Here is a 21317-nt window from a genome sequence, read left to right on the forward strand (position 1 = left end):
GGTGTTCAGCAAAACCTCTTCTTAAATTAAAGCGTAGATGGCAATTGCAAAACTTGCATACGGATAAAATCTACTTTCAATGACATATCAATAACTCATCCAAAAATTTCCACTGCGGTTATAAGCGAAAAGGGGGTTTTTCATTTATCGGTCACATAAATGAAAGCGGGATGTCATCTGAAAAATGAAAAATAACGGGTTAATCAAATGGATTCGCGCGCAAAAAATTTTGGGATGTACGGGAATGGCGGTTACACTTCACCCGCTGATTATTTGACTACAGGAAAGAATGGATTGTGACCAAACTCAAACTTCTGGCATTGGGCATCCTTGCCGCGACCGCAGCGAGCACCGTACAGGCTGAGAGCCAGTGGACTGTTGGCGCGGGTGCTGGCGTGATCAACAGCCCGTACAAGCAGTATGACCGCGACGTTTATCCTGTCCCCGTTGTCACCTATGAAGGCGATAACTTCTGGTTCCGTGGATTGGGCGGCGGCTACTATCTGTGGAACGATACGGCCGATAAGCTCTCCATCATGGCCTATTACGACCCAACGTACTTTAAACCAGGCGACAGCGACAGCAATGCGCTTCGTCAGCTGGACAAGCGCAGAAGCTCACTGATGGCCGGGCTTTCATATGTGCATAACACCCAGTATGGCTTCCTGCGCACGGCGCTGGCGGGCGATACCCTGGACAACAGCAATGGCTTCATCTGGGATCTGGCGTGGCTTTATCGCTATACCAACGGCGCGGTGACCCTGACGCCGGGTATCGGTGTGCAGTACAGCAGCGAGAATTACAATGACTACTACTATGGTGTGTCAAAGGATGAGTCTCGCCGCAGTGGTCTGAAGAGCTACAGCGCTGATGATGGCTGGGATCCGTACCTGGAACTCACCGCCTCGTATAACTTCCTCGGTGACTGGAACGTGTACGGTACTGGCCGTTATACCCGTCTGAGCGACGAAGTGAAGGACAGCCCGATGGTCGACAAGTCCTGGTCCGGCATCTTCTCCGTGGGTGTGACCTACAAGTTCTGACCAGAACGTGATGTATTAAAACGGGGCGCTTGCGCCCCGTTTGTTTTTTATGATGCCTGATAAATATTAGCGCTTCACAATCTTGATCGTCTGGCCTAAGCGGGACGGTTTTTCTTCGCTGGTTTTCTGCGGGGCGGTCACGCACGCGGTTTCCACACACACGAAGGTCTTGTAACCGTCATCCGGGATATCTGCCATGCTGACGGAAAGGGCAGGGCCCGGGTTCCAGCCCACCACGTTGCTATGGTGGTGGTGAACCACGTCAATGCCGCGGTTCAACGCGCTGTCGTGGATGACGCTACAGGCTTCCGGGTGCAGATACACGCGATCGGTACGGTCCGGGAAGCTCTGAACGCCGTCGTCCAGCCTGCCTTCTTTCGCGTTGTCCACTTTGTCGATAAAGGTATCGCCAAGTCCGCTCACCTTAACGGCCTGAATGTCGCCTACGTTGAAATAGGTGTGCAGGGCGGACGTTGTTTCGAATTCGCCGTGCGCTTCCAGTTCAATCTCGCAGGTTTTACCCAGCTTGAAGCGGGCATAGAGGGTGAATTCATGTGGCCATAGGGCGCGCGTTTCATCATTTGCCTGAAGTTCAAAGGTCAACACCGCGCCGTTATCATCTTCGTTGTGGGCTTTCAGCGTCCATTGCTGGTTACGGGCGAAACCGTGAGACGGCAATCCCTGCTGCGCTGACGGACCAAACCATGGCCAGCAGATCGGTACGCCGCCACGGATCGCCGCCCCTTTTTTGAACGAGGTGGCCTCGCTCAGCCACAGGCCTTCTTCTTCGCCTTCTGGTTTCCAGGAGAGCAGGTGGGCGCCATTGAGCGCTACGGAGGCTTTAACGCGCGGATGATCGACGACGATGATATCGGCGCCGTCAATCTGACGGCGGGAGAGCACAGGGGTAAGTTGTTCGACTACCGGAAGTGCAAAAATTTTATTAATCATTAAGCAATCCTCTGTCTAAAAACAATAAAAAAGGCGACCGAAGTCGCCTTTTAGGATCAAGCACTCATCTCAACTTATTTGGAGATGTGAGCGATCAGGTCCAGTACTTTGTTAGAGTAGCCAGTTTCGTTGTCGTACCAGGAAACCAGTTTCACGAAGTTGTCGTTCAGTGCGATACCTGCTTTAGCATCGAACACGGAAGTGCACACTTCGCCGTTGAAATCGGTAGATACAACGTCGTCTTCGGTGTAACCCAGAACGCCTTTCATTGGGCCTTCGGAAGCAGCTTTGATTGCTTTCTTAATTTCTTCGTAAGAAGCAGCTTTTTCCAGACGAACGGTCAGGTCAACAACGGATACGTTAGGAGTTGGAACGCGGAACGCCATACCAGTCAGTTTGCCATTCAGTTCTGGCAGTACTTTACCTACTGCTTTAGCAGCACCGGTAGAAGATGGGATGATGTTCTGAGCCGCGCCACGGCCGCCGCGCCAGTCTTTGTGAGACGGGCCATCAACGGTTTTCTGAGTAGCGGTGGTAGCGTGAACGGTAGTCATCAGACCTTCGATGATGCCGAAGTTGTCGTTGATAACTTTAGCCAGCGGTGCCAGGCAGTTGGTGGTGCAGGATGCGTTGGAAACGATGTCCTGGCCAGCGTAAGTTTCGAAGTTTGCACCGCGAACGAACATTGGGGTGTTGTCTTTGGAAGGACCAGTCAGAACAACTTTCTTCGCACCCGCAGTGATGTGTTTACGTGCAGTTTCGTCGGTCAGGAAGATACCGGTAGCTTCAGCTACAACGTCGACACCGATTTCGTTCCATTTCAGGTTAGCTGGGTCTTTCTCAGCAGTAACGCGGATGGTTTTGCCGTTAACAACCAGGTGGCCGTCTTTCACTTCAACGGTGCCGTCGAAACGACCGTGAGTTGAGTCGTACTTCAGCATGTACGCCATGTATTCAGCGTCCAGGAGATCGTTGATACCAACGATTTCGATGTCAGAACGTTTCTGAGCAGCACGGAAAACAATACGGCCGATACGGCCAAAACCGTTGATACCTACTTTGATAGTCATATATTCCACCAGCTATTTGTTAGTGAATAAAAGGTTGCCTGTAAAATTACAAAAACCTTACGCAGCGTCAAGCGGAATCGTGTCAATCATTGCGACAAATCAATCCTGTGACTAACGTTTGTGCGACTGACTCGCCTCACTTTCCCTTTGAGCTAGCAACCACATGGGGGCTGCGCCCGGAATTTTAAAGGCCTCGCAGGATTAAAATGTGAAATTGATCACAATTGCCTGACCGCCTTTTCGCGACACATAAGTTTAGATCAAAAGTGCACGCGCGGGTGTTAATGTTTTGTTAGAATCTGGGTTAAAAGATGTCTGTTTCAACAGCGAGATGTAAGCATATGTCGAACCAACATAACCCCGACGATTTGAAAAAAAACCTTACAGAGATGCAGTTTTACGTAACGCAAAATCACGGCACGGAACCGCCGTTTACCGGGCGTTTGCTGCACAATAAACGGGAAGGCGTCTACCACTGCCTGGTGTGTGATGCACCGCTGTTTAACTCCCAGACTAAGTACGATTCTGGCTGCGGCTGGCCAAGCTTTTACGAGCCTGTCAGCGATGATGCGATCCGCTATCTGACGGACTCCTCGCACGGCATGGTGCGCACCGAAATTCGTTGTGGGAATTGCGACGCCCATCTCGGGCATGTCTTCCCGGATGGCCCGCAGCCGACGGGGGAGCGTTTCTGCGTAAATTCGGCTTCGATGAGCTTTACCGATGACGAAAACGGCGACCAGACCAAGGGTTGAAAAAACGATTCAGCAAATTATTCCTTTGAAAGGGAGAGATCGTGAATATTGATGACATGATTGCAGGCATGACCCCGGAGGTTTATCAGCGCCTGGTGACGGCCGTTGAGCTGGGAAAATGGCCGGACGGTGTGGCGCTCACACCTGAGCAAAAAGAGAACAGCTTGCAGCTGGTGATGCTGTGGCAGGCGCGTCACAATACCAACGCCCAGCACATGACCATCGACACTAACGGTCAGATGGTGATGAAAAGTAAGCGCGAACTGAAAGAAGACTTCGGCATCACGCCGAAGCCGATTGCAACCTTCAAATAAATCTCCTATGTAGGCCGGGTAAGGCGAAGCCGCCACCCGGCACACTACACCTTAGTGCGGGATCCCAAGCGACTCCGCCAGCTGCTTCGCTAACTGGTTGTTGTCATCCGCGCCATACTCCCAGAACATCGCCCCGGCGAGACCTTTCTCCTTGATGTAATCTGCTTTAATCGCCACGGAACGCGGGTTCTCATAGGAGATCGCAAACAGCGCCTTCCCGTCGGCGGATTTTACCGACAGCCACGGTACCTTCGCCTGTTCGTCCCAGTGTTCGGTAAAGCGTTTCTGCGGATCGTTTAGCAGTTTGCGGACGATATCGTTGTATTTCACGTAGGTATCTTTGGTCAGGTCATAGCCAAGCGATTTGAACAGGCCCAGTTCCTGCGGCCCGAAGTAGGGCTGGGTGACCGGATTGTTTTGCGCGTCCGGTTTACTCCAGTCGATACCCGGTTCAACGGCGCGCTTCGGTACACGACCGTAAAAACCGATTCCGAGGTTCATTTGCTGCGGCTTAAGGCCGGCGGCCAGATAGTTATTCACCACAAAATCAACGCTGTATTTGTCTGCGGCAGCCACCGTTGGCCAGGCGCTGGAGTCATACAGATTCGCGTTAAAATACTGCGTCCCGTACGCCATGTCGTAGGTCATCAGGTTGATGTAATCAAGCAGGGGGGCAATGGCCTTCACATCCACCCAGCTTTTCGGACTTTCTGCATTTGCGCCCACCGCAATCGTGACCAGTTTTTTCTTACCAAACGCGTCACGCATCTCTTTTAACAGCGCGGTGAAATTATCCCGGTCGGCAGGGGTGCTCTCGACCAGTCCCCACGCGCCGTTGACCGGGAACTCCCAGTCGAGATCGATCCCGTCCAGGCCGTATTGACTGACGATCTGCTGCGCGGAGCGAATAAACACCGCGCGGCTCTCTTTGGTAGCCGCTGCGCCAGAAAAACCACGTGCGCCCCAGCCGCCAACGGAAAGCAGCACTTTTAAATTCGGGTTTTGTTTACGAAGCTGAGGAAGTAACGCCAGGTCGGATGCCACCTTGGGTGATAACCAGATTTGATGCAGTCTTGCCGGATCTTTCAGTGCAGGGTTGGTCTCGTCTTTCTCGTTGTTATAGACCAGACCAAACGAGTAGTTGAGGTGTGTGATCTGGCGGACATCGAGTTTATTGATATCGCCACCCGGTCCGGCGGTAACATCGCCACCGCCATTGAAGTAGCCCACGGACATCAGGGGCGCGGCGGAAGCCAGTGACGCGCAAAGCAAGGGTAATGCTGCCAGCAAGGGCAAACGTTTCATATAAGTTCCTCTTTGACTGAATAAAAATAACCACGCCACAGAAAAGGCGTGGCGAAAAAACAGCCTGAAGAGAATACCATCGCCGCCTCGCTTGTGATGCGAGGGAGTTCACTTTATGGGAGATCGGGGAGGGGGTTTTGCCGGGTGGCGCTGATGCTTACCCGGCCTACAAAACCAGAGAAAGTAGGCCGGGTAAGGCGAAGCCGCCACACGGCTAAAAAAGCTTACGCCTGCGTCTCCATCCAGTCAGCCAGCGTATACAGCGTTGCGCCTTCTGCGGCCATATCCATAAACGCCTGGGCGCTGTCATGCGGCTGAATATTCACCCCGCGACAGCCGTCGGTAATGACATTCACGGTATAGCCCAACTGGAGCGCATCCAGCACGGTGAACTTCACGCAGTAATCCGTCGCCAGGCCCAGCACAATCAGCTCGGTGATCTCATGATGGCGTAACCATGCGTCAAGCGCCGTCTTCTGGCGGTGACCGTTATCGAAGAATGCGCTGTAGCTGTCGATGGTTGGATTTTCACCTTTGTGGAACACCGCGTCGATGGCTTTCTGGTTCAGCAGCGGATGCAGCTCAGCGCCTTCCGTCTGCTGCACGCAGTGATCGGGCCAGAAGGTTTGCGCCAGTCCGTCCAGTTCGCCCTGGCTGTAAGGCTCAACGTTGTGCTGGCTGGCAAAGCTGCCGTGGTTTGCCGGATGCCAGTCCTGACTCGCCACCACCGCTTCACCACGAGCCTTACACCACTCAATCAGCGAATTCGCGATGTCTACAGTGCTGTCGCCTTCCGCGACGGCCAGCGCACCACCCGCACAGAAATCATTTTGCAAATCGACCAGTAACAGGGCGCGTTGCTTCATGGGAACTCCTTATTCGTCCGGCGTCAGTTCACCGCGCAGGTTTTGCATCATGGCGCGGCGAATGGAATCAATATCCAGATCCTGACTCAGTAAATAGTGAAGTTTAGTCAGCGTTGCCTCAACGGTCATATCGAAACCACTGATCACGCCAGCGTGCGCCAGGGCGTTGCCGGTGGCGTAGCCGCCCATATTGACCTTACCGGACATACACTGAGTGAGGTTCACCACCACAATCCCGCGATCGCTCGCCTCCTGCAACTCTTTCAGGAACTCACCGTTCTGCGGGGCGTTACCCACGCCATAGGAGCGCAGGATCAGCGCCTTCACCGGCTGGCGCAGGAAGTTGCGCACCACGTCGGCGGAAATACCCGGATAAATCGTCACCACGCCAATCGGTTGCGGGGTGATCGGGTGAACGATCAGCTCGCCTGCAGTATTTGGCGCGGGCGGCGTGCCCAGACGACGGATATGGATCCCCGCTTCCAGCAGCGGTTGCAGGTTAGGTGAGGCAAACGCGTCAAAGCCGTCAGCGTGCGCTTTAGTGGTACGGTTCCCGCGGTACAGTCGGTTGTTGAAGAACAGCGTTACCTCGTTGATCGGGTAATTTGCGGCCACGTACAGGGAGTTAAGCAGGTTGATCTGCCCGTCTGAACGCAGTTCCGCCAGCGGGATCTGCGAACCGGTCACGATGACGGGCTTGCCTAGGTTCTCCAGCATGAAGGAGAGCGCCGAGGCGGTGAACGCCATGGTGTCGGTGCCGTGCAGGATCACGAAGCCGTCGTACTGGTCGTAATGGGCTTTAATATCGTCCGCAATATGCTGCCAGTCTTCCGGCGTCATGTCGGAGGAGTCCATCAGCGGCTCATATTCGTGGATGGTAAAGTCCGGCATTTCCGGACGGTGGAATTCAGGCATCAGCGCCAGCTGGCGCTGCAAGTGGCCAGAAACCGGGATATAGCCATTTTCTGAGCGCTGCATACCGATGGTACCGCCGGTATAGGCGACATATATTGATTTCTTCTGCATGGTAATGAGTTCTTGTTCTTCAAAAGAAAAAATCCCCTCTTCACGGGAAGAGGGGACGGTTTTTAACGCACGTTCGCACAGGTCAGGCAAAACGCGTAACGGCTTTGCGGATCGTTGAAAGTCGCGAGCTTATCGCTCTCCGCTTTCATGGCTTTAGCCGCCGTCGCCACCGGCGCCGGCAGATACGCCTGAAGCGCTTCCGGCAGCATGGCGCGGACGGAGCCGGACATGCTGTCCATGACCATATCGAAGAACGTCGGTTCGTCCTGATAATAGTCAACGTGCCACTGCTTGAGCTTCGCCAGTTCCGCCGCTTTCTTCACGGCATCGTCGAAGTCACCCAGGCTGTCTACCAGACCGTTGCTCTTCGCATCCTGGCCGGTCCAGACGTGGCCCTGCGCGATCTGGTCAATCTGGTCTGGCGTCTTTTTACGGGAATCCGCCACCAGCGTGATGAAGCGCTTATAGCCACTCTCAATGCTGAGCTGCATCATCTCGGACACCTCAGGCGGCAGAGATTTAGTCACGGACACATCCGCCAGCGGCGAGGTGGAAACGCCGTCGGTATGAACGCCGAGATAATCCAGGCTGTTCTCTACGGTGTTGATCACGCCGAAGATGCCAATCGAGCCGGTCAGCGTGCTTGGGTTAGCCACAATGTAGTTGGCTGGCGTCGAGATCCAGTACCCCCCTGAAGCCGCCATGCCCCCCATCGAGACCACGACCGGCTTGCCCGCGGCACGCGCGGCGGCCAGCTCAGCACGGATCACCTCGGAGGCGCTGACGCTGCCGCCAGGGCTGTTCACCCGCAGGACAATCGCCTTCACTTGCGGATCCAGACGCGCATCGCGGATCTGCGACGCGGTGGTGTCCCCGCCGACGTTCCCCGGCGTTTCTTCACCGTCCATAATGGCCCCGTTAGCAAACACCACGGCGATGCTGTCACCGCTGTCATCCGGCTTTTTCGCGGCGTAGTCATACATGCTGATGGCGCTGTAGTTCTTGTCCTCTTTACTCCAGCCGAACTGTTTGGTCAGCGCTTTTTCGATTTCAGCGCTGGAACCCAGCCGATCGACCAGTTTGTTATCAAGCGCGTATTTCGCTGTATCGCCGTCCACTTTGCGCAGGCCCTCCAGCACACCGCGCGCGCCCGGGAAGACCTGCTCAGCGGTCATTTGACGGTTAGCGGCAATGGTGCCGAGATAGTTCTGCCACAGCTCGCCAATCCAGCGGCTGTCCGCTTCACGGGCGGCAGGGGACATATCATCACGGATAAACGGCTCCACGGCAGATTTATAGGTCCCGACGCGGAAGACGTGGGTAGTGACCTTCAGCTTGTCGAGCAGCGATTTGTAGTACAGACCATTTGTGGCGAAGCCATGCAGATCGACCGTGCCCTGCGGAGAGAGCCAGATTTTGTTAGCAAAGCTCGCCAGATAATATTGCCCCTGGGTGTAGCTGTCGCCGACGGCAATGACCGGTTTACCGCTGTCGCGGAATTCCCGCAGCGCTTTCCCGATGTACTGCATCGAAGGCTGATCGGCTCCGGCAAAATCTTTCAGATCCAGCACGATACCGGTAATGTTGCGATCGTCTTTGGCCTGACGGATCGTGTCGACGATATCAAACAGGGAGTTTTCCTGCAGGCGGTCTGAAGTCGCGCCGAACAGCTGGCGGCCAATCACGCCCAGACGGTTGCTGGTCGATGGCTTATCAACAATCACCCCGGTGATATCAAGGAGCAGTGCGCCGCGCGTCGAATTCTGCGCCTGGCTGGCGCTGCTGAGATGCATCCAGATACCTGCGCATACCAGGACCAGGAAGATGAAGAAGATATTCATCACCAGGTTGCGGACGAAGTTGAGCAGTCGCCACGTCCATTTAAAGAAACCGGCAAAGATTCGCCAAAGGGTTCGCATGTATTCTCCCTAACCAGAAAAGGACTGTTTCCGTCGCCACAGGACGGTAATGTGCGGTTATCGTAATGACCCAACCGCCACTTGTCAGCAGGAATCGCCTGCCACGCTGTAACAAATTCTGCTGTCGTGTTAATTTTGTGAGTAAATTTCACGAAAGGAGTTAACCAATGGACGCACTTGAACTGCTTGTTAACCGTCGTAGCGCTTCCCGCCTGGCCGACCCGGCCCCCGTCGGCGAACAGCTGGAAAACATTCTGCGTGCCGGAATGCGTGCGCCGGACCATGGCACATTGCAGCCTTGGCACTTCTTTATTATTGAAGGCGAAGGGCGCGACCGCTTCAGCCAGCTGCTGGAGCAGGGGGCGGTTGCCGCAGGCCAGGATGAGAAGGGGATTGATAAAGCCCGTAACGCGCCGTTCCGTGCGCCGATGATCATCGCGGTAGTCGCTAAATGCCAGGCCGACCATAAAGTGCCGGTCTGGGAGCAGGAGATGTCTGCCGGTTGCGCGGTAATGGCAATGCAGATGGCCGCCGTCGCGCAGGGCTTTAACGGCATCTGGCGTACCGGGCCGCTGACCGGGAGCGCCGCCGTGCGGGAAGGCTTCTCCTGCGGTGAACACGATAAAATTGTCGGCTTCCTCTATCTCGGCACCCCGCAACTTAAAGCCTCCAGCACCATTAGCGTGCCGGACACCACGCCTTTCGTCAGCCGTTTTTAATTACACGCGCTAAACTGTCTGGATTCTGAGCATCCGCCGCAGAATTCAGACAGTCATACTTACCTCTTTATGGAATGAGCGCTACCATAGCGCGATTGAGATGACAGGAGACGTCCATGAGCGAGCAAACCATTCGTTTAACGCAATACAGCCACGGAGCCGGTTGCGGTTGTAAAATTTCCCCGAAAGTGCTGGAGACCATCCTGCACAGTGAACAGGCGAAGTTTGTCGACCCGAACCTGCTTGTCGGTAACGAAACGCGTGACGATGCAGCGGTTTATGACTTAGGTAACGGCACCAGCATTATCAGCACCACTGACTTCTTTATGCCAATTGTCGACAACCCGTTCGACTTCGGACGCATTGCGGCCACCAACGCCATCAGCGATATCTTCGCGATGGGCGGTAAGCCGATTATGGCGATCGCCATTCTGGGCTGGCCGATTAACACCCTCCCGCCGGAGATTGCCCGCGATGTCATCGAAGGCGGACGCTTTGCCTGCCAGCAGGCGGGTATTGCCCTGGCCGGTGGTCACTCTATCGATGCGCCGGAGCCGATCTTCGGCCTGGCCGTCACCGGCGTGGTGCCGACCGAACGCGTGAAGCGCAACAGCACCGCGCAGGCGGGCTGCAAGCTGTTCCTCACCAAGCCGCTGGGCATTGGCGTACTGACAACCGCCGAGAAAAAATCCCTGCTGAAGCCCGAGCATATTGGTCTGGCAACGGAAGTGATGTGCCAGATGAACCTTGCCGGTGCGGCATTCGCCAGTATCGACGGCGTGAAGGCCATGACCGACGTGACCGGCTTTGGTCTGCTGGGACACCTCTCTGAAGTCTGTCAGGGCGCGGGCGTGCAGGCGCAGGTCTGGTATCAGGATGTGCCGAAGCTGCCGGGCGTGGAAGAGTACATTGCTCAGGGCGCCGTTCCGGGCGGGACGCAGCGCAACTTCGCCAGCTACGGCCATTTAATGGGCGAAATGCCGGAAGCGTGGCGCAATCTGCTGTGCGATCCGCAAACCTCCGGCGGCCTGCTGCTGGCGGTGACGCCGGAAGCAGAAGCTGACGTTCAGGCAACGGCGGCCGAGTTTGGCATCACCCTGACGGCCATTGGCGAGCTGGTGACCGCCCGCGGTGGCCGCCCGATGATTGAGATCCGTTAATTCGATGCGGTTGTTTATTGCCGAAAAGCCGAGTCTGGCGCGAGCCATCGCCGACGTGCTGCCCAAGCCGCATCGCAAAGGTGATGGTTTTATCGAATGCGGTAACGGGCAGGTGGTCACCTGGTGTATCGGTCACCTGCTTGAACAGGCGCAGCCGGATGTCTACGACAACCGCTACGCCCGCTGGAACCTCAACGATCTGCCGATCGTGCCGGAAAAGTGGCGTCTGCAACCGCGTCCTTCCGTCACCAAACAGCTCAACGTCATTAAGCGTTTCCTGCATGAGGCGACGGAAGTGGTCCACGCGGGTGACCCGGACAGGGAAGGGCAACTGCTTGTCGACGAAGTGCTCGACTACCTGGAGTTGGCACCGGAAAAGCGCCAGCAGGTGCAGCGCTGTTTAATTAACGACCTCAACCCGCAGGCGGTGGAGCGCGCGATTTCGCGCCTGCGCGCCAACAGCGAATTTATTCCCCTGTGTGTCTCCGCGCTGGCGCGTGCGCGTGCCGACTGGCTGTACGGGATCAACATGACCCGCGCCTACACCATCCTGGGACGCAATGCGGGCTATCAGGGCGTACTCTCTGTTGGGCGTGTTCAAACCCCGGTGCTGGGGCTGGTGGTGCGTCGCGACGAAGAGATCGAAAATTTCGTCGCCAAAGACTTCTTCGAAGTCAAAGCGCATATCGTCACGCCGAAAGACGAACGCTTTACCGCCGTCTGGCAGCCGAGCGATGCCTGTGAGTCATATCAGGACGAAGAGGGGCGGCTGCTACATCGTCCGCTGGCGGAGCACGTGGTTAACCGCATTACCGGCCAGCCCGCGATCGTTACCAGCTATAACGACAAACGGGAATCAGAGCCCGCACCGCTGCCGTTCTCCCTTTCGGCGTTGCAGATCGAGGCCGCGAAAAAGTTTGGCCTGAGCGCGCAGAACGTGCTCGATATCTGCCAGAAGCTCTATGAAACCCACAAGCTGATCACCTATCCGCGTTCGGACAGCCGCTATCTGCCGGAGGAACACTTCGCCGGACGCCACTCGGTGATGAATGCCATTGGTGTCCATGCGCCGGATCTGTTGCCGCAACCGGCGGTAAACCCGGATACCCATAACCGCTGCTGGGACGATAAAAAAGTCGATGCCCACCACGCGATAATCCCGACGGCGCGCACCAGCAACGTCAACCTGACCGACAACGAAGCAAAGGTCTATAACCTGATCGCGCGTCAGTATCTGATGCAGTTCTGCCCGGACGCGGTTTTCCGCAAGTGCGTTATTGAGCTGGAAATTGCCAAAGGCAAATTTATCGCCAAAGCGCGTTTCCTCGCGGAAGCGGGCTGGCGCACGCTGCTCGGCAACAAAGAGCGTGACGAAGAGAACGACGGCACGCCGCTGCCGGTCGTAGCCAAAGGCGATGAACTGCTGTGCGAAAAAGGCGAAGTGGTTGAACGTCAGACCCAGCCGCCGCGCCACTTCACCGATGCGACGCTGCTTTCGGCCATGACCGGGATCGCCCGTTTTGTGCAGGATAAAGATCTAAAGAAGATCCTCCGCGCCACCGACGGTCTGGGTACGGAAGCAACCCGCGCGGGGATTATCGAGTTGCTGTTTAAGCGTGGTTTTCTCGAGAAAAAAGGGCGCTATATCCATTCGACAGAGCCGGGCCGGGCACTGATTCACTCCTTGCCAGAGCTGGCCGCCAGACCGGACATGACCGCGCACTGGGAGTCGGTGCTGACGCAGATCAGCGAAAAGCAGTGCCGTTACCAGGACTTTATGCAGCCGCTGGTGGGGACGCTTTATCAGCTGATTGATCAGGCGCGCAGCACGCCAGTGAAGCGATTCCGGGGGATGGTTGCCCCGGGTGGCGGGGCGAAGAAACCGTTCAAAAAGAAAAAAAGCGCAGCCAAAAATACCACCGCTTAAACCGTAGGCCGGGTAAGGCGAAGCCGCCACCCGGCAAAAAGCAGCTCTGCGGCCTGAAAAAAGCCCGGTGGCGCTAACGCTTACCGGGCCTGCAAGGGCGAGAATGCAGCGAAACTAAATCACACCCTGCCCGATCATCGCATCGGCCACCTTCACGAACCCGGCGATGTTGGCACCGCGCACGTAGTTGGTCTGTGAAGCCTCACCGCCGTACTCCACGCAGGCATGGTGAATATCAAGCATAATGTGGTGCAGACGGGCATCCACTTTCTCCGCCTTCCAGCCCATTCTCGCGGCGTTTTGTGCCATTTCCAGACCGGATGTTGCCACCCCGCCCGCGTTCGCCGCCTTGCCTGGCGCAAAGAGTACGCCCGCGTCCAGGAACAGATCGGTCGCTTCAATGGTGGTGGGCATATTTGCCCCTTCCGCTACCGCCTTCACGCCATTGCTAATCAGCGTCCGGGCGGCATCCACGTCCAGCTCGTTTTGCGTCGCGCACGGCAGGGCGATATCCACCGGCACACCCCACGGCTGTTTACCTTCCAGATAGGTCAGGCCAAACTCTCGGGCATAATCCGCCACGCGGCCGTCACGGCTGGCTTTGATTTCGCACAGACGCGCCAGTTTTTCTGCTGTGAAGCCAGCTTCATCCACCACGGTGCCGCTGGAGTCGGAGGCGGTCACTACGCGCGCGCCAAACTCCATCGCTTTCTCGATAGCGTACTGCGCCACGTTGCCGGAGCCGGAGACCGCCACGCGCATCCCCTCGAAGCTCAGCCCGTGACGCTTAAGCATCGCTTCAGTGAAATAGACCAGACCGTAACCCGTCGCTTCCGGACGAATCAGGCTGCCGCCAAACGACAGACCTTTGCCGGTAAAGACGCAGGCGCTGTTGTTGGAGAGCTTTTTCATCATCCCGGCCATAAAGCCCACTTCACGACCACCCACGCCGATATCCCCGGCAGGAACGTCGGTGTCCGGCCCAAGGTGGCGATAGAGCTCAGTGACCAGCGCCTGGCAGAAGCGCATCACTTCGCCTTCGCTCTTGCCTTTCGGATCGAAATCACTCCCGCCTTTACCGCCGCCCATCGGCAGGGTAGTGAGCGCATTTTTAAAGGTCTGCTCGAAGCCGAGGAATTTCAGAATCGACAGGTTCACCGAGGGATGGAAGCGCATTCCGCCCTTAAACGGCCCAATGGCGGAGTTAAACTGCACGCGCCACGCGCGGTTGACCTGTACCTGATTGCGATCGTCCACCCACGCCACGCGGAACTGGATGACGCGCTCTGGCTCCACCAGACGTTCAAGCAGCGCCATCTGGCGGTAGCGCGGATTTTCCTCAAGGAAGGGCCACAGGGTGGTCATGACTTCACGAACGGCCTGGGCAAACTCGCTTTGGTGCGGGTCGCGCTGCTGAACATGGGCAAGAAAGCTTTCCAGAGAGCGTGTCTGATCCATAGATATAAGAACCTCTTATAATAATTTGTGCGTGTGGCGGAGATGTTTTGTGTCGTTTTTTTGACTATACCACCCGCACCGCTTTGAGAGGCAAGCAGAAATTTAGGCCGAAAGGGAAATTAATGACAAGCCGCGCGTCATAACCAAAAGCGATGACGAGATAAATTAAAGATCCCGTCAGGATCTACCGTTATAGATATAAACGATGCAAAGGAAATTAAGTCTATGAACCGTTTCGCAATGGCCGCGTTATGTTTGATGGTGTCCGCCGGGGCACAGGCTGATCGCATTCGCCCGGATGTCGAAGTTAACGTGCCGCCAGAGGTTTTTAGCGCTGGCGGACAGCGTGCGCAGCCGTGTAATCAGTGCTGTATCTATCAGGATCAAAACTATTCCGAAGGCGCAGTGGTCAGGGCGGATGGCGTGCTGTTGCAGTGCCAGCGTGATGAGCGCACCCTCAGTACAAACCCGCTGGTCTGGCGTCGCGTAAAAGAATAAACGCTTCCAGAAGCGGTATATCCGCCGGGGCTAAATCATACGTGAACGCGTCTTCTGGCGTGCACCACACCAGCGCCGAGTGGTAGTGCGCCTTCAGCTCGCCGCTAAATTCCGGCACGTGCCAGGCGTGGAGGTGGATCAGCCGCTGCGACACTTCCCGCTGGTGGCTTGCCACATACCGCGCGGGCACGGCTTCAATGCCGAGCTCTTCGCGTAGTTCGCGGATCAGCGCTTCCTGCTGGGTCTCACCGGCTTCAACCTTTCCGCCCGCAAATTCCCACATTCCTGGCTGATCGGCATGTTCGGGACGCTGCGCCAGCAAGATCTTGCCCTCTTTTTCGAGGATGGCCGCAACAACATCGAGTGTTTTCAGCATGTTCGTCAATAATTAATAGCGGAAAACGACATATTATCGTGCCCTGCCAAAGAGTCCAGCCATCAGGAGAATCAGGTGAAAGAGACAGCCGCCTGGGTTGCGCCCATGGAAACCCTTCCCGTCAGCCTCAAGCCCATTGCTGCCATGCAGAAAAAACACTTCGGCGCGGTGCTGAACCCCACGCGCTGGTGGGGGCGTATGCCGCGTCTTTTCTGGCTGGTAGCGCTATTTGTCGGCTATCTGGAGCGGCGCAAGGCGCGTTTGACGCCGGTTCTGCGTTCGTTACTAATGACGCGGGTCTCGCAGATCTGCCACTGCGCATTTTGTATTGATGCCAACAGCCTGCGTCTGGCCGAGCGGAGCGGGGCGCTGGATAAAGTGCAGGCCGTCAACGACTGGCAAAATTCCACCCTGTTCAGCGAAGAGGAGCGCGCGGCGCTGGCCTATGCGGAAGCGGTCACCGCCACGCCGCCTCAGGTGGATGAAAATATCAAAAACCAGCTGAAGCGCCACTTTAGCGAAGAGACTATCACCGAAATGACGGCTCTGATTGCCTTTCAGAACCTTTCCGCCCGCTTTAACGCCGCGCTGGATATCCCGGCTCAGGGCCTGTGTGCCACGTTTAAAGGTGAACCGCATGCTGGATAAACATCTGCATCCACGGCTGAAGCCCGGGTTAAATCAGCTGGCCGCCGCGCTGGATAAACCGTTTATTACGCCTGATGGGTTAACGCTCGCCGGGTTTGCGATTGGCGTACTGGCGTTACCGTTTCTGGCGTTGGGCTGGTATCTGGCGGCGCTGGTCGCCATTGTGCTGAACCGGCTGCTGGATGGTCTGGACGGTGCGCTGGCGCGTCGCCGTGGCATGACGGACGCGGGAGGATTTCTTGATATCGCCCTCGACTTCCTGTTTTACGCGCTGGTACCGTTTGGCTTCGCGCTGGCCGCTCCGGCTGACAATGCGATCGCCGCCGCCTGGCTGCTGTTCGCGTTTATGGGGACGGGCAGCAGTTTCCTGGCCTTTGCCGCGCTGGCGGGGAAGCATAATATCGACAACCCCGGCTACGCGCACAAGTCGCTTTATTACATTGGAGGATTAACGGAAGGAACGGAGACCATCGCGCTGTTTGTGCTGTGCTGCCTGTTTCCGGCACACTTCACGCTGTTCGCCTGGGCGTTTGGCGCGTTGTGCTGGCTGACCACCACAACGCGAATCTGGAGCGGTTACGTGACGCTGAAGTCACTCCCCCGCTAGCGTGTACTCTCCGGTCCACGCTCCCCGGTGGAGACCGGGTTCTGCGGATGGCTGCTCCATTCGTACCAGCCGCCGTCGTAGACGGCAACGTTTTGCCAGCCCATGGCGCGGGCGTACATGAAGGCTTCAGACGCGCGCCAGCCGGTGCCGCAGTAAAACGCAACGTGCTGCTCCGGCAGGATATTCCACGTCTTCCACATGGCGGCAATGTCATCGGCGCTGCGCATGGTGCCATCCGGATTGTGGAAATCTTCCATGTGGGTCGCGTCGCTACCCGCATGGCCCCAGCGCGCACCGGCAATGTCACCTTTTGGCTTGATATAGCTGTAGCCGCTGGTTTCACCGATAAACTCTGGCCAGGAACGAATGCTCACCAGGGATGCATCCTGACGGTGCAGCATTCCCCGGGCCTGTTCCATATCCACCATCAGCCGGGGCTGGCCCGGGATCGGCGCGCCAAAATCAGGGGCTGGATTCACGTTCTCAGGCGTTCCGCGCTCAACGGGCAGGCTGGCGTCTGACCATGCCTTCCAGCCGCCGTCCAGAATTCGCACATCCTTCACGCCCGCGTAGAGCATGATCTGCGCCACGCGCGCGGCGGCATATACGTCGCGACCGTACAGAATGACGGTGGTATCGTGACGGATCCCGTGCTTCGCCAGCATCGCTTTCAACTTTTCGTCAGCGACCTTATTCCACAGCGGTTCGCTTTCCACTTCATTGGTGTCGATGTAGCCCGCGCCGGGAATGTGGCTCAGGAGATAAAGCTTCGGCGCACCCCAGCCAGCCTCGATCACCTTCCACTCTCCGGCTGGTGCGGCAGTAACGGGTTTGCCCTGCTGCAACAGGTGGATCCACTGCGGATAAACCAGCTGTTCAAAATGTGCCAGACGTTGCAAACGGTCGGATTGTTGCAGGGCATCGCTCAGGATGGAAACGTGGGTAAAACCCGCTTTTTCCAGCCGCGTTTTGACGGTCTGGTTATCATCATCGTGGCCATAGAGCGCAACCGGCATGTCGGGCGTAATCCGATGCTGTTTTGCCCAGCCGCTGAGCTGTTCATCGCTCATTGCCCCAAGCCAGCCTGCAGAGAGATTAAGCGCGGCGGGTTCATGCCCGGACGTTCCGCGCAGCGTCTGCGGCCAGCCGTTATAGAACGCACTGATGCGCGTATCAATTACCGCGCCGTTTTGCGCCTGGAGCTGGTCCAGCGTGAGGGAGTGGGGCATATCAGCCGCCATGGAGGAGAGTGAGGCGAGGCCGCAGATCAGAGCCAGCGCGGTCAGTTGAGAAACACGTTTCATCGAAAAACCTGACGTCATTAAAAGAGGGTGGCATTGTCGTCTCTCCTGAAGCCAAAAACATTGCGTTAGCACATTATTGCCAGCGAGAAATCTCAATCACCTCTCCGCCGGGCGGGATATCTTCCTCATCATGCGTGACCAGCACCACCGGGATCTTGCGCTGGCGAGTGGTTTCGAATACCCACGCCCGGAATGAGGCGCGGAGCGTTTTATCCAGTCGGCTGAACGGTTCGTCGAGCAGCAATGCCTGCGGCTGGGCGAGAAGGGCGCGCAGCAGGCTGACCCGGGCGCGCTCGCCGCCGGAAAGGGTCGCCGGATCGCTGGCGTAGAGGTTTGCCAGCCTGGCAGATTCAAGAGCCTGCTCTACCGCGTCGCGCCGCGCGCGTCCGGCAACGTGCGCCGGCAGCGCCAGCATCAGGTTTTGCCCCACGCTGAAGGCGTCAAACAGCAGGGCATCCTGAAACAGAATGCCGATCCCGCGCGTTTCCACGGGGAGCAGATCGCAGCGTCGATCGTTCAGCCACAGCTCGCCGTGCGCCTTAAAATCAGCGGATAACGCGCCCACCATCCAGGCGAAAAGGGTCGATTTCCCGCTCCCGGAGGGTCCCATCAGCGTGAGAATCTCCCCTGCCGGGACGCGGAAGTTGACCTCACGTAAGAGTGGCGCAATGGTGAGATTTTTCACGTTCAGCATTAACGTAATCCTTGTCTGTAACGGCCCACGAACCGGGCGAGCAGTGCGGCAAGGGCAAATACGCTGCTGGTTAACAGCAACAGACCCAGCGCCCGGCTGGCGAGGATCGGAACGCTGCCGCCGCTGCTGAGGGCGACCGCCTCCGTCGTCAGAGTAGTAAAACGACCCGCTCCCAGCCAGAGGGTGGGCATGTACTGGGCCATGCTCACGGAAAAGCCGGTCGCAAAGGCCAGCAGGGCCGGACGAACCATCAGGGGACATTTCACTAACCAGAAAATTTTCGCCTGTCGCCAGCCCAGCGTTCTGGCGGTGAGGATAAGCCGGGGATCGAGCCTGCGCCAGGCCGGTTGCAGCACCAGGAGCATCCACGGGAGAACCCAGAGCATATGGCTCCAGAGCACCGCAGCGTACTGGCCGTCGATGCCCAGCCACAGCGCCACGGCATACTGCCCGGACACGAGGGGCAGCGCCGGGAGGGCAAGCGGCAGCCAGATCCACACCGCGCCGCGCTGGGGTCCCCACTCAAGCCAGATCATGAGGATGGCCAGCGCTGTCAGGCTGGACAGCAGTCCCAGTGAAAGGCTGTCGCTGACGGGGCCGATGTCGCCCCGGCGTGCCAGCATCAGCAGAACCAGCGCACAGAGCACGCCGCACAGCGGCAGTAACCCGCCCAGCGTCCGTGCGGGCAACGCGGTATGCGAAGCGCGACGTACCCCCGAGACATCAGGCTGGGCGCGCCGCCAAGCCGTCCAGAGGCTGTATCCCACCGCGGCAAGTGCGGCCAGCAGCAGGAGCAACACCAGACACAGCAACGTTCCTTTTGTCTGCTGCTGCGCATCGCCCTGCGTGAGCCACTGCCAGGCCAGCACCGCCAGCGTAGGTGGGTTGCCCGGCCCGAGCACGATCGCCACATCCACCACGGAAAGCGACCAGGCGAGCACCGCCAGCATCACGGCGCCCAGCGCGGGGGCGATAGCCGGGAGGACGAGCCAGTTAAGCGCCTGCATTCGTCCGTAGCCGAAGGTATGCAGGACAATTTTCTGCTGTGCGAGGCGCTTTTCAGGCAGTGCGGCGTAGATTGCCCACAGAACGAACGCGCTCTCTTTGACCGCAAGCGTCAGGCCAAGCCCGATACCGTAGCGGTCAAGCTGCGGCGAACAGACTGTACAGATCCGGTAAAACTGACCGCCTTCCGCAAACAGCAGCAGCGCGCTGGTGGCGAAGGCGACGTGCGGCACGGCTAACAGCCACGGCAGACGGGTGCTCAGGCGCTGCCAGCCATCACCCGGCCAGAGAAGCGCAAGCAGGCTCAGGGCGATAAACAGTGAACCCAGCGTCGCGATGAGGGTTGATACCAGCGTAGCGGCCAGCGCCTGCGGCAGCTGCGGGTCGGCAAACAGCGCCGCCCAGTTACTGAGAGAAAACGCCGGGGCCAGCAGCATGCCGCTGGCGGGAAGCAGTGGCAGATAGATGACCGCCATTGCCGCCCATACCAGCCCGCTTAGCGGGTTCCGTAGCGGCGAAGCCATTCCTGCTCCAGGGCGTTAACCCAGGCGGCGTGCGGTTCGGGAAGCACATCAGGCGTGCCTGAAGGGGTAAAGGCATGAAGCTGTTTTGCCGCTTTCGCAGGTAGTTTGGCACCATCCAGCACGCTCGGGTCACCCCAGACGGCAGGATCGGCTTTGCGGATCTGCGCCTGCGGTGACAGCAGGAAATTTGCCACCACTTTCGCCCCTGCGCTCGCACTGGCATTTGCCGGGATAGCGACAAAATGGACGTTGCCGATCATGCCTTTGAGAAAGCCGAAACTGTAGCTGTCGGCAGGCAGTTCACCGCTCGCCACCTTTTGCATCGCATGAGCGGGGTTAAAGGTGAGCGACAGGTTCAGGCTGCCGCTGGCCAGCAGCGTATCCATGCGCGCAGGCGATGGCGGAAAATCGTTCCCTTCGCGCCACAGCAGGGGATGCAGCGTATCAAGATAGTTCCACAGCGGCGCGGTGATCTCTGCAAAGGTGCCGTCCGGCGCGTTTTTTAATGCCTCCGGATGGGCGGTCAATGCCAGCAGAAGCTGTTCAAGAAACGCCGTGCCGGTAAAATCCGGCGGTCGCGGATAGCTCACCTTGCCAGGGTGCTGCTGAGCGTAAGCCAGCAGCGCGTGGGGATCTGCCGGAGGCATCGGCATACTCGCTTTACGGGCGATGAAGGTTAACTGCGCGCCGCCCCATGGGGATTCCGCCCCATCGGTCGGGATGGCAAAATCTTCCGTGACCGGTTTACGGGTATCGACGTAACGCCAGTTGGGTAGGGTTTGCGCCCAGCCGGTGAGCAGCAGGTTTGCCTCCTTCAGCGTGCGGAAGTTTTCCCCGTTTACCCAGAGTAGATCCACCGACCCGTTACTGCTGCGTCCTGCGGCCTGTTCCGTCTGGATCCGCTTCACCGCATCGGCGGCATCGGCCAGATGAACGATCTTCAGGTTAATGGCGTAGTGCGTTTTCATCTCGCCGCTCACCCAGTCGAGGTAGCGGTTAACGGCCTCGTCACCGCCCCAGGCGTTAAACCAGACGGTCTGCCCGGTGGCCTGTTGCTGAATGGATTGCCAGCTTTCTGCGGCGAAGGCAGAGGTTGCCAGCAGCAGACTCGTCAGAAACGCGCAAAAACGCACCCGGCGCATAATGCC

21 protein-coding genes are annotated in these 21317 nt (G+C 57.6%); 9 read left to right on the top strand and 12 right to left on the bottom strand.

Translation table 11 applies throughout. The annotated features are described in order from the left end of the window. Positions 1-296: 296 nt before the first annotated feature. Complete coding sequence (locus CKK19_RS19030; RefSeq protein ID WP_063854045.1) at positions 297-1043, top strand: MipA/OmpV family protein; 747 nt, start codon at positions 297-299, stop codon at positions 1041-1043. A 66-nt stretch (positions 1044-1109) separates the two neighbouring features. On the opposite strand, the gene CKK19_RS19035 is transcribed toward CKK19_RS19030, so the two are convergent. Next, complete coding sequence (locus tag CKK19_RS19035; RefSeq protein WP_022647789.1) at positions 1110-1994, bottom strand: D-hexose-6-phosphate mutarotase; 885 nt, start codon at positions 1992-1994, stop codon at positions 1110-1112. Between the two features lie 74 nt (positions 1995-2068). Beyond that, positions 2069-3064, bottom strand: coding sequence for a glyceraldehyde-3-phosphate dehydrogenase (gene gapA, locus CKK19_RS19040; RefSeq protein WP_006809136.1), 996 nt, complete (start codon positions 3062-3064; stop codon positions 2069-2071). Between the two features lie 341 nt (positions 3065-3405). Between gapA and msrB the strand changes: the two genes are divergently transcribed. Next, positions 3406-3819, top strand: a complete 414-nt coding sequence (gene msrB / locus CKK19_RS19045; protein WP_022647790.1) for a peptide-methionine (R)-S-oxide reductase MsrB — start codon at positions 3406-3408, stop codon at positions 3817-3819. 41 nt (positions 3820-3860) lie between these two features. Further along, entirely contained in the window at positions 3861-4133 is a 273-nt protein-coding gene (locus CKK19_RS19050; RefSeq protein ID WP_022647791.1) for a YeaC family protein, read from the top strand. Positions 4134-4184: 51 nt separating this feature from the next. Here CKK19_RS19050 and CKK19_RS19055 read toward each other — a convergent pair whose 3' ends face one another. The 4 genes from CKK19_RS19055 to sppA form a co-directional block, all read right to left on the bottom strand. Next, complete coding sequence (locus CKK19_RS19055; RefSeq protein ID WP_063854044.1) at positions 4185-5438, bottom strand: glycoside hydrolase family 18 protein; 1254 nt, start codon at positions 5436-5438, stop codon at positions 4185-4187. A gap of 224 nt (positions 5439-5662) precedes the next feature. After that, the gene (gene pncA / locus CKK19_RS19060) at positions 5663-6304 is read right to left on the bottom strand and encodes a bifunctional nicotinamidase/pyrazinamidase (RefSeq protein WP_063854043.1); all 642 of its coding nucleotides are present in this window, start codon (positions 6302-6304) and stop codon (positions 5663-5665) included. A gap of 9 nt (positions 6305-6313) precedes the next feature. Beyond that, positions 6314-7330 carry an asparaginase gene (ansA, locus tag CKK19_RS19065; protein ID WP_023305945.1) on the bottom strand — a complete coding sequence of 339 codons (1017 nt, stop codon included), beginning with the start codon at positions 7328-7330 and terminating at the stop codon, positions 6314-6316. Positions 7331-7392: 62 nt separating this feature from the next. Further along, a complete protein-coding gene (sppA, locus tag CKK19_RS19070) occupies positions 7393-9249 on the bottom strand; it encodes a signal peptide peptidase SppA (RefSeq protein WP_058647222.1) in 1857 nt (618 codons plus the stop codon). Positions 9250-9416: 167 nt separating this feature from the next. Between sppA and CKK19_RS19075 the strand changes: the two genes are divergently transcribed. The 3 genes from CKK19_RS19075 (at position 9417) to CKK19_RS19085 (ending at position 13055) form a co-directional block, all read left to right on the top strand. Next, entirely contained in the window at positions 9417-9968 is a 552-nt protein-coding gene (locus tag CKK19_RS19075; RefSeq protein ID WP_022647795.1) for an NAD(P)H nitroreductase, read from the top strand. A 116-nt stretch (positions 9969-10084) separates the two neighbouring features. Continuing rightward, positions 10085-11128: a selenide, water dikinase SelD gene (gene selD, locus CKK19_RS19080; RefSeq protein WP_022647796.1), complete on the top strand. Its 1044-nt coding sequence runs from the start codon at positions 10085-10087 to the stop codon at positions 11126-11128. A 4-nt stretch (positions 11129-11132) separates the two neighbouring features. Continuing rightward, positions 11133-13055 carry a DNA topoisomerase III gene (locus tag CKK19_RS19085; RefSeq protein ID WP_063854042.1) on the top strand — a complete coding sequence of 641 codons (1923 nt, stop codon included), beginning with the start codon at positions 11133-11135 and terminating at the stop codon, positions 13053-13055. Between the two features lie 114 nt (positions 13056-13169). Here CKK19_RS19085 and gdhA read toward each other — a convergent pair whose 3' ends face one another. Continuing rightward, positions 13170-14513 carry an NADP-specific glutamate dehydrogenase gene (gene gdhA / locus CKK19_RS19090; RefSeq protein ID WP_022647798.1) on the bottom strand — a complete coding sequence of 448 codons (1344 nt, stop codon included), beginning with the start codon at positions 14511-14513 and terminating at the stop codon, positions 13170-13172. A gap of 225 nt (positions 14514-14738) precedes the next feature. Here gdhA and CKK19_RS19095 point away from each other — a divergent pair, with 225 nt between their 5' ends. Then, the gene (locus CKK19_RS19095) at positions 14739-15011 is read left to right on the top strand and encodes a YnjH family protein (RefSeq protein ID WP_022647799.1); all 273 of its coding nucleotides are present in this window, start codon (positions 14739-14741) and stop codon (positions 15009-15011) included. On the opposite strand, the gene CKK19_RS19100 is transcribed toward CKK19_RS19095, so the two are convergent. Next, positions 14971-15387: a pyrimidine (deoxy)nucleoside triphosphate diphosphatase gene (locus tag CKK19_RS19100; protein ID WP_022647800.1), complete on the bottom strand. Its 417-nt coding sequence runs from the start codon at positions 15385-15387 to the stop codon at positions 14971-14973. The genes CKK19_RS19095 and CKK19_RS19100 overlap by 41 nt on opposite strands. Before the next feature lie 75 nt (positions 15388-15462). On the opposite strand from CKK19_RS19100, the gene CKK19_RS19105 reads away from it, so the two are divergent. Both CKK19_RS19105 and CKK19_RS19110 read left to right on the top strand, forming a co-directional pair. Beyond that, complete coding sequence (locus tag CKK19_RS19105; RefSeq protein ID WP_038415879.1) at positions 15463-16035, top strand: carboxymuconolactone decarboxylase family protein; 573 nt, start codon at positions 15463-15465, stop codon at positions 16033-16035. Next, positions 16025-16642 carry a CDP-alcohol phosphatidyltransferase family protein gene (locus CKK19_RS19110; RefSeq protein ID WP_063854041.1) on the top strand — a complete coding sequence of 206 codons (618 nt, stop codon included), beginning with the start codon at positions 16025-16027 and terminating at the stop codon, positions 16640-16642. Before CKK19_RS19105 ends, CKK19_RS19110 begins: the two co-directional genes overlap by 11 nt. On the opposite strand, the gene CKK19_RS19115 is transcribed toward CKK19_RS19110, so the two are convergent. The 4 genes from CKK19_RS19115 to CKK19_RS19130 all read right to left on the bottom strand — a co-directional run bounded on the left by CKK19_RS19115 (position 16639) and on the right by CKK19_RS19130 (position 21311). Next, the gene (locus CKK19_RS19115) at positions 16639-17946 is read right to left on the bottom strand and encodes a sulfurtransferase (RefSeq protein ID WP_063854068.1); all 1308 of its coding nucleotides are present in this window, start codon (positions 17944-17946) and stop codon (positions 16639-16641) included. The two genes, CKK19_RS19110 and CKK19_RS19115, sit on opposite strands and share 4 nt — an antisense overlap. Positions 17947-18019: 73 nt before the next feature. Continuing rightward, entirely contained in the window at positions 18020-18640 is a 621-nt protein-coding gene (locus CKK19_RS19120) for an ATP-binding cassette domain-containing protein (RefSeq protein ID WP_063854040.1), read from the bottom strand. Continuing rightward, positions 18640-20169 (bottom strand): ABC transporter permease subunit, encoded by a 1530-nt coding sequence (locus tag CKK19_RS19125; protein WP_063854039.1) that lies wholly within the window; start codon positions 20167-20169, stop codon positions 18640-18642. The genes CKK19_RS19120 and CKK19_RS19125 overlap by 1 nt, the downstream gene beginning before the upstream one ends. Further along, entirely contained in the window at positions 20142-21311 is a 1170-nt protein-coding gene (locus CKK19_RS19130; protein WP_074174430.1) for an ABC transporter substrate-binding protein, read from the bottom strand. The genes CKK19_RS19125 and CKK19_RS19130 overlap by 28 nt, the downstream gene beginning before the upstream one ends. Positions 21312-21317: the final 6 nt, after the last annotated feature.

This window comes from Enterobacter sp. CCUG 70166, from assembly GCF_020224095.1.
In the GTDB taxonomy this organism is placed as follows: Bacteria; Pseudomonadota; Gammaproteobacteria; order Enterobacterales; family Enterobacteriaceae; genus Enterobacter; species Enterobacter intestinihominis.

Bases quoted from the DNA above. Each gene is read 5' to 3' on its own strand.
- CKK19_RS19110 (WP_063854041.1), top strand. From the start codon at position 16,025: ATGCTGGATAAACATCTGCATCCACGGCTGAAGCCCGGGTTAAATCAG.
- CKK19_RS19075 (WP_022647795.1), top strand. From the start codon at position 9,417: ATGGACGCACTTGAACTGCTTGTTAACCGTCGTAGCGCTTCCCGCCTG.
- gapA (WP_006809136.1), bottom strand. From the start codon at position 3,064: ATGACTATCAAAGTAGGTATCAACGGTTTTGGCCGTATCGGCCGTATT.
- CKK19_RS19115 (WP_063854068.1), bottom strand. From the start codon at position 17,946: ATGAAACGTGTTTCTCAACTGACCGCGCTGGCTCTGATCTGCGGCCTC.
- CKK19_RS19120 (WP_063854040.1), bottom strand. From the start codon at position 18,640: ATGCTGAACGTGAAAAATCTCACCATTGCGCCACTCTTACGTGAGGTC.
- CKK19_RS19095 (WP_022647799.1), top strand. From the start codon at position 14,739: ATGAACCGTTTCGCAATGGCCGCGTTATGTTTGATGGTGTCCGCCGGG.
- CKK19_RS19055 (WP_063854044.1), bottom strand. From the start codon at position 5,438: ATGAAACGTTTGCCCTTGCTGGCAGCATTACCCTTGCTTTGCGCGTCA.
- sppA (WP_058647222.1), bottom strand. From the start codon at position 9,249: ATGCGAACCCTTTGGCGAATCTTTGCCGGTTTCTTTAAATGGACGTGG.
- gdhA (WP_022647798.1), bottom strand. From the start codon at position 14,513: ATGGATCAGACACGCTCTCTGGAAAGCTTTCTTGCCCATGTTCAGCAG.
- CKK19_RS19035 (WP_022647789.1), bottom strand. From the start codon at position 1,994: ATGATTAATAAAATTTTTGCACTTCCGGTAGTCGAACAACTTACCCCT.
- CKK19_RS19085 (WP_063854042.1), top strand. From the start codon at position 11,133: ATGCGGTTGTTTATTGCCGAAAAGCCGAGTCTGGCGCGAGCCATCGCC.
- selD (WP_022647796.1), top strand. From the start codon at position 10,085: ATGAGCGAGCAAACCATTCGTTTAACGCAATACAGCCACGGAGCCGGT.
- CKK19_RS19130 (WP_074174430.1), bottom strand. From the start codon at position 21,311: ATGCGCCGGGTGCGTTTTTGCGCGTTTCTGACGAGTCTGCTGCTGGCA.
- ansA (WP_023305945.1), bottom strand. From the start codon at position 7,330: ATGCAGAAGAAATCAATATATGTCGCCTATACCGGCGGTACCATCGGT.
- msrB (WP_022647790.1), top strand. From the start codon at position 3,406: ATGTCGAACCAACATAACCCCGACGATTTGAAAAAAAACCTTACAGAG.
- pncA (WP_063854043.1), bottom strand. From the start codon at position 6,304: ATGAAGCAACGCGCCCTGTTACTGGTCGATTTGCAAAATGATTTCTGT.
- CKK19_RS19100 (WP_022647800.1), bottom strand. From the start codon at position 15,387: ATGCTGAAAACACTCGATGTTGTTGCGGCCATCCTCGAAAAAGAGGGC.
- CKK19_RS19125 (WP_063854039.1), bottom strand. From the start codon at position 20,169: ATGGCTTCGCCGCTACGGAACCCGCTAAGCGGGCTGGTATGGGCGGCA.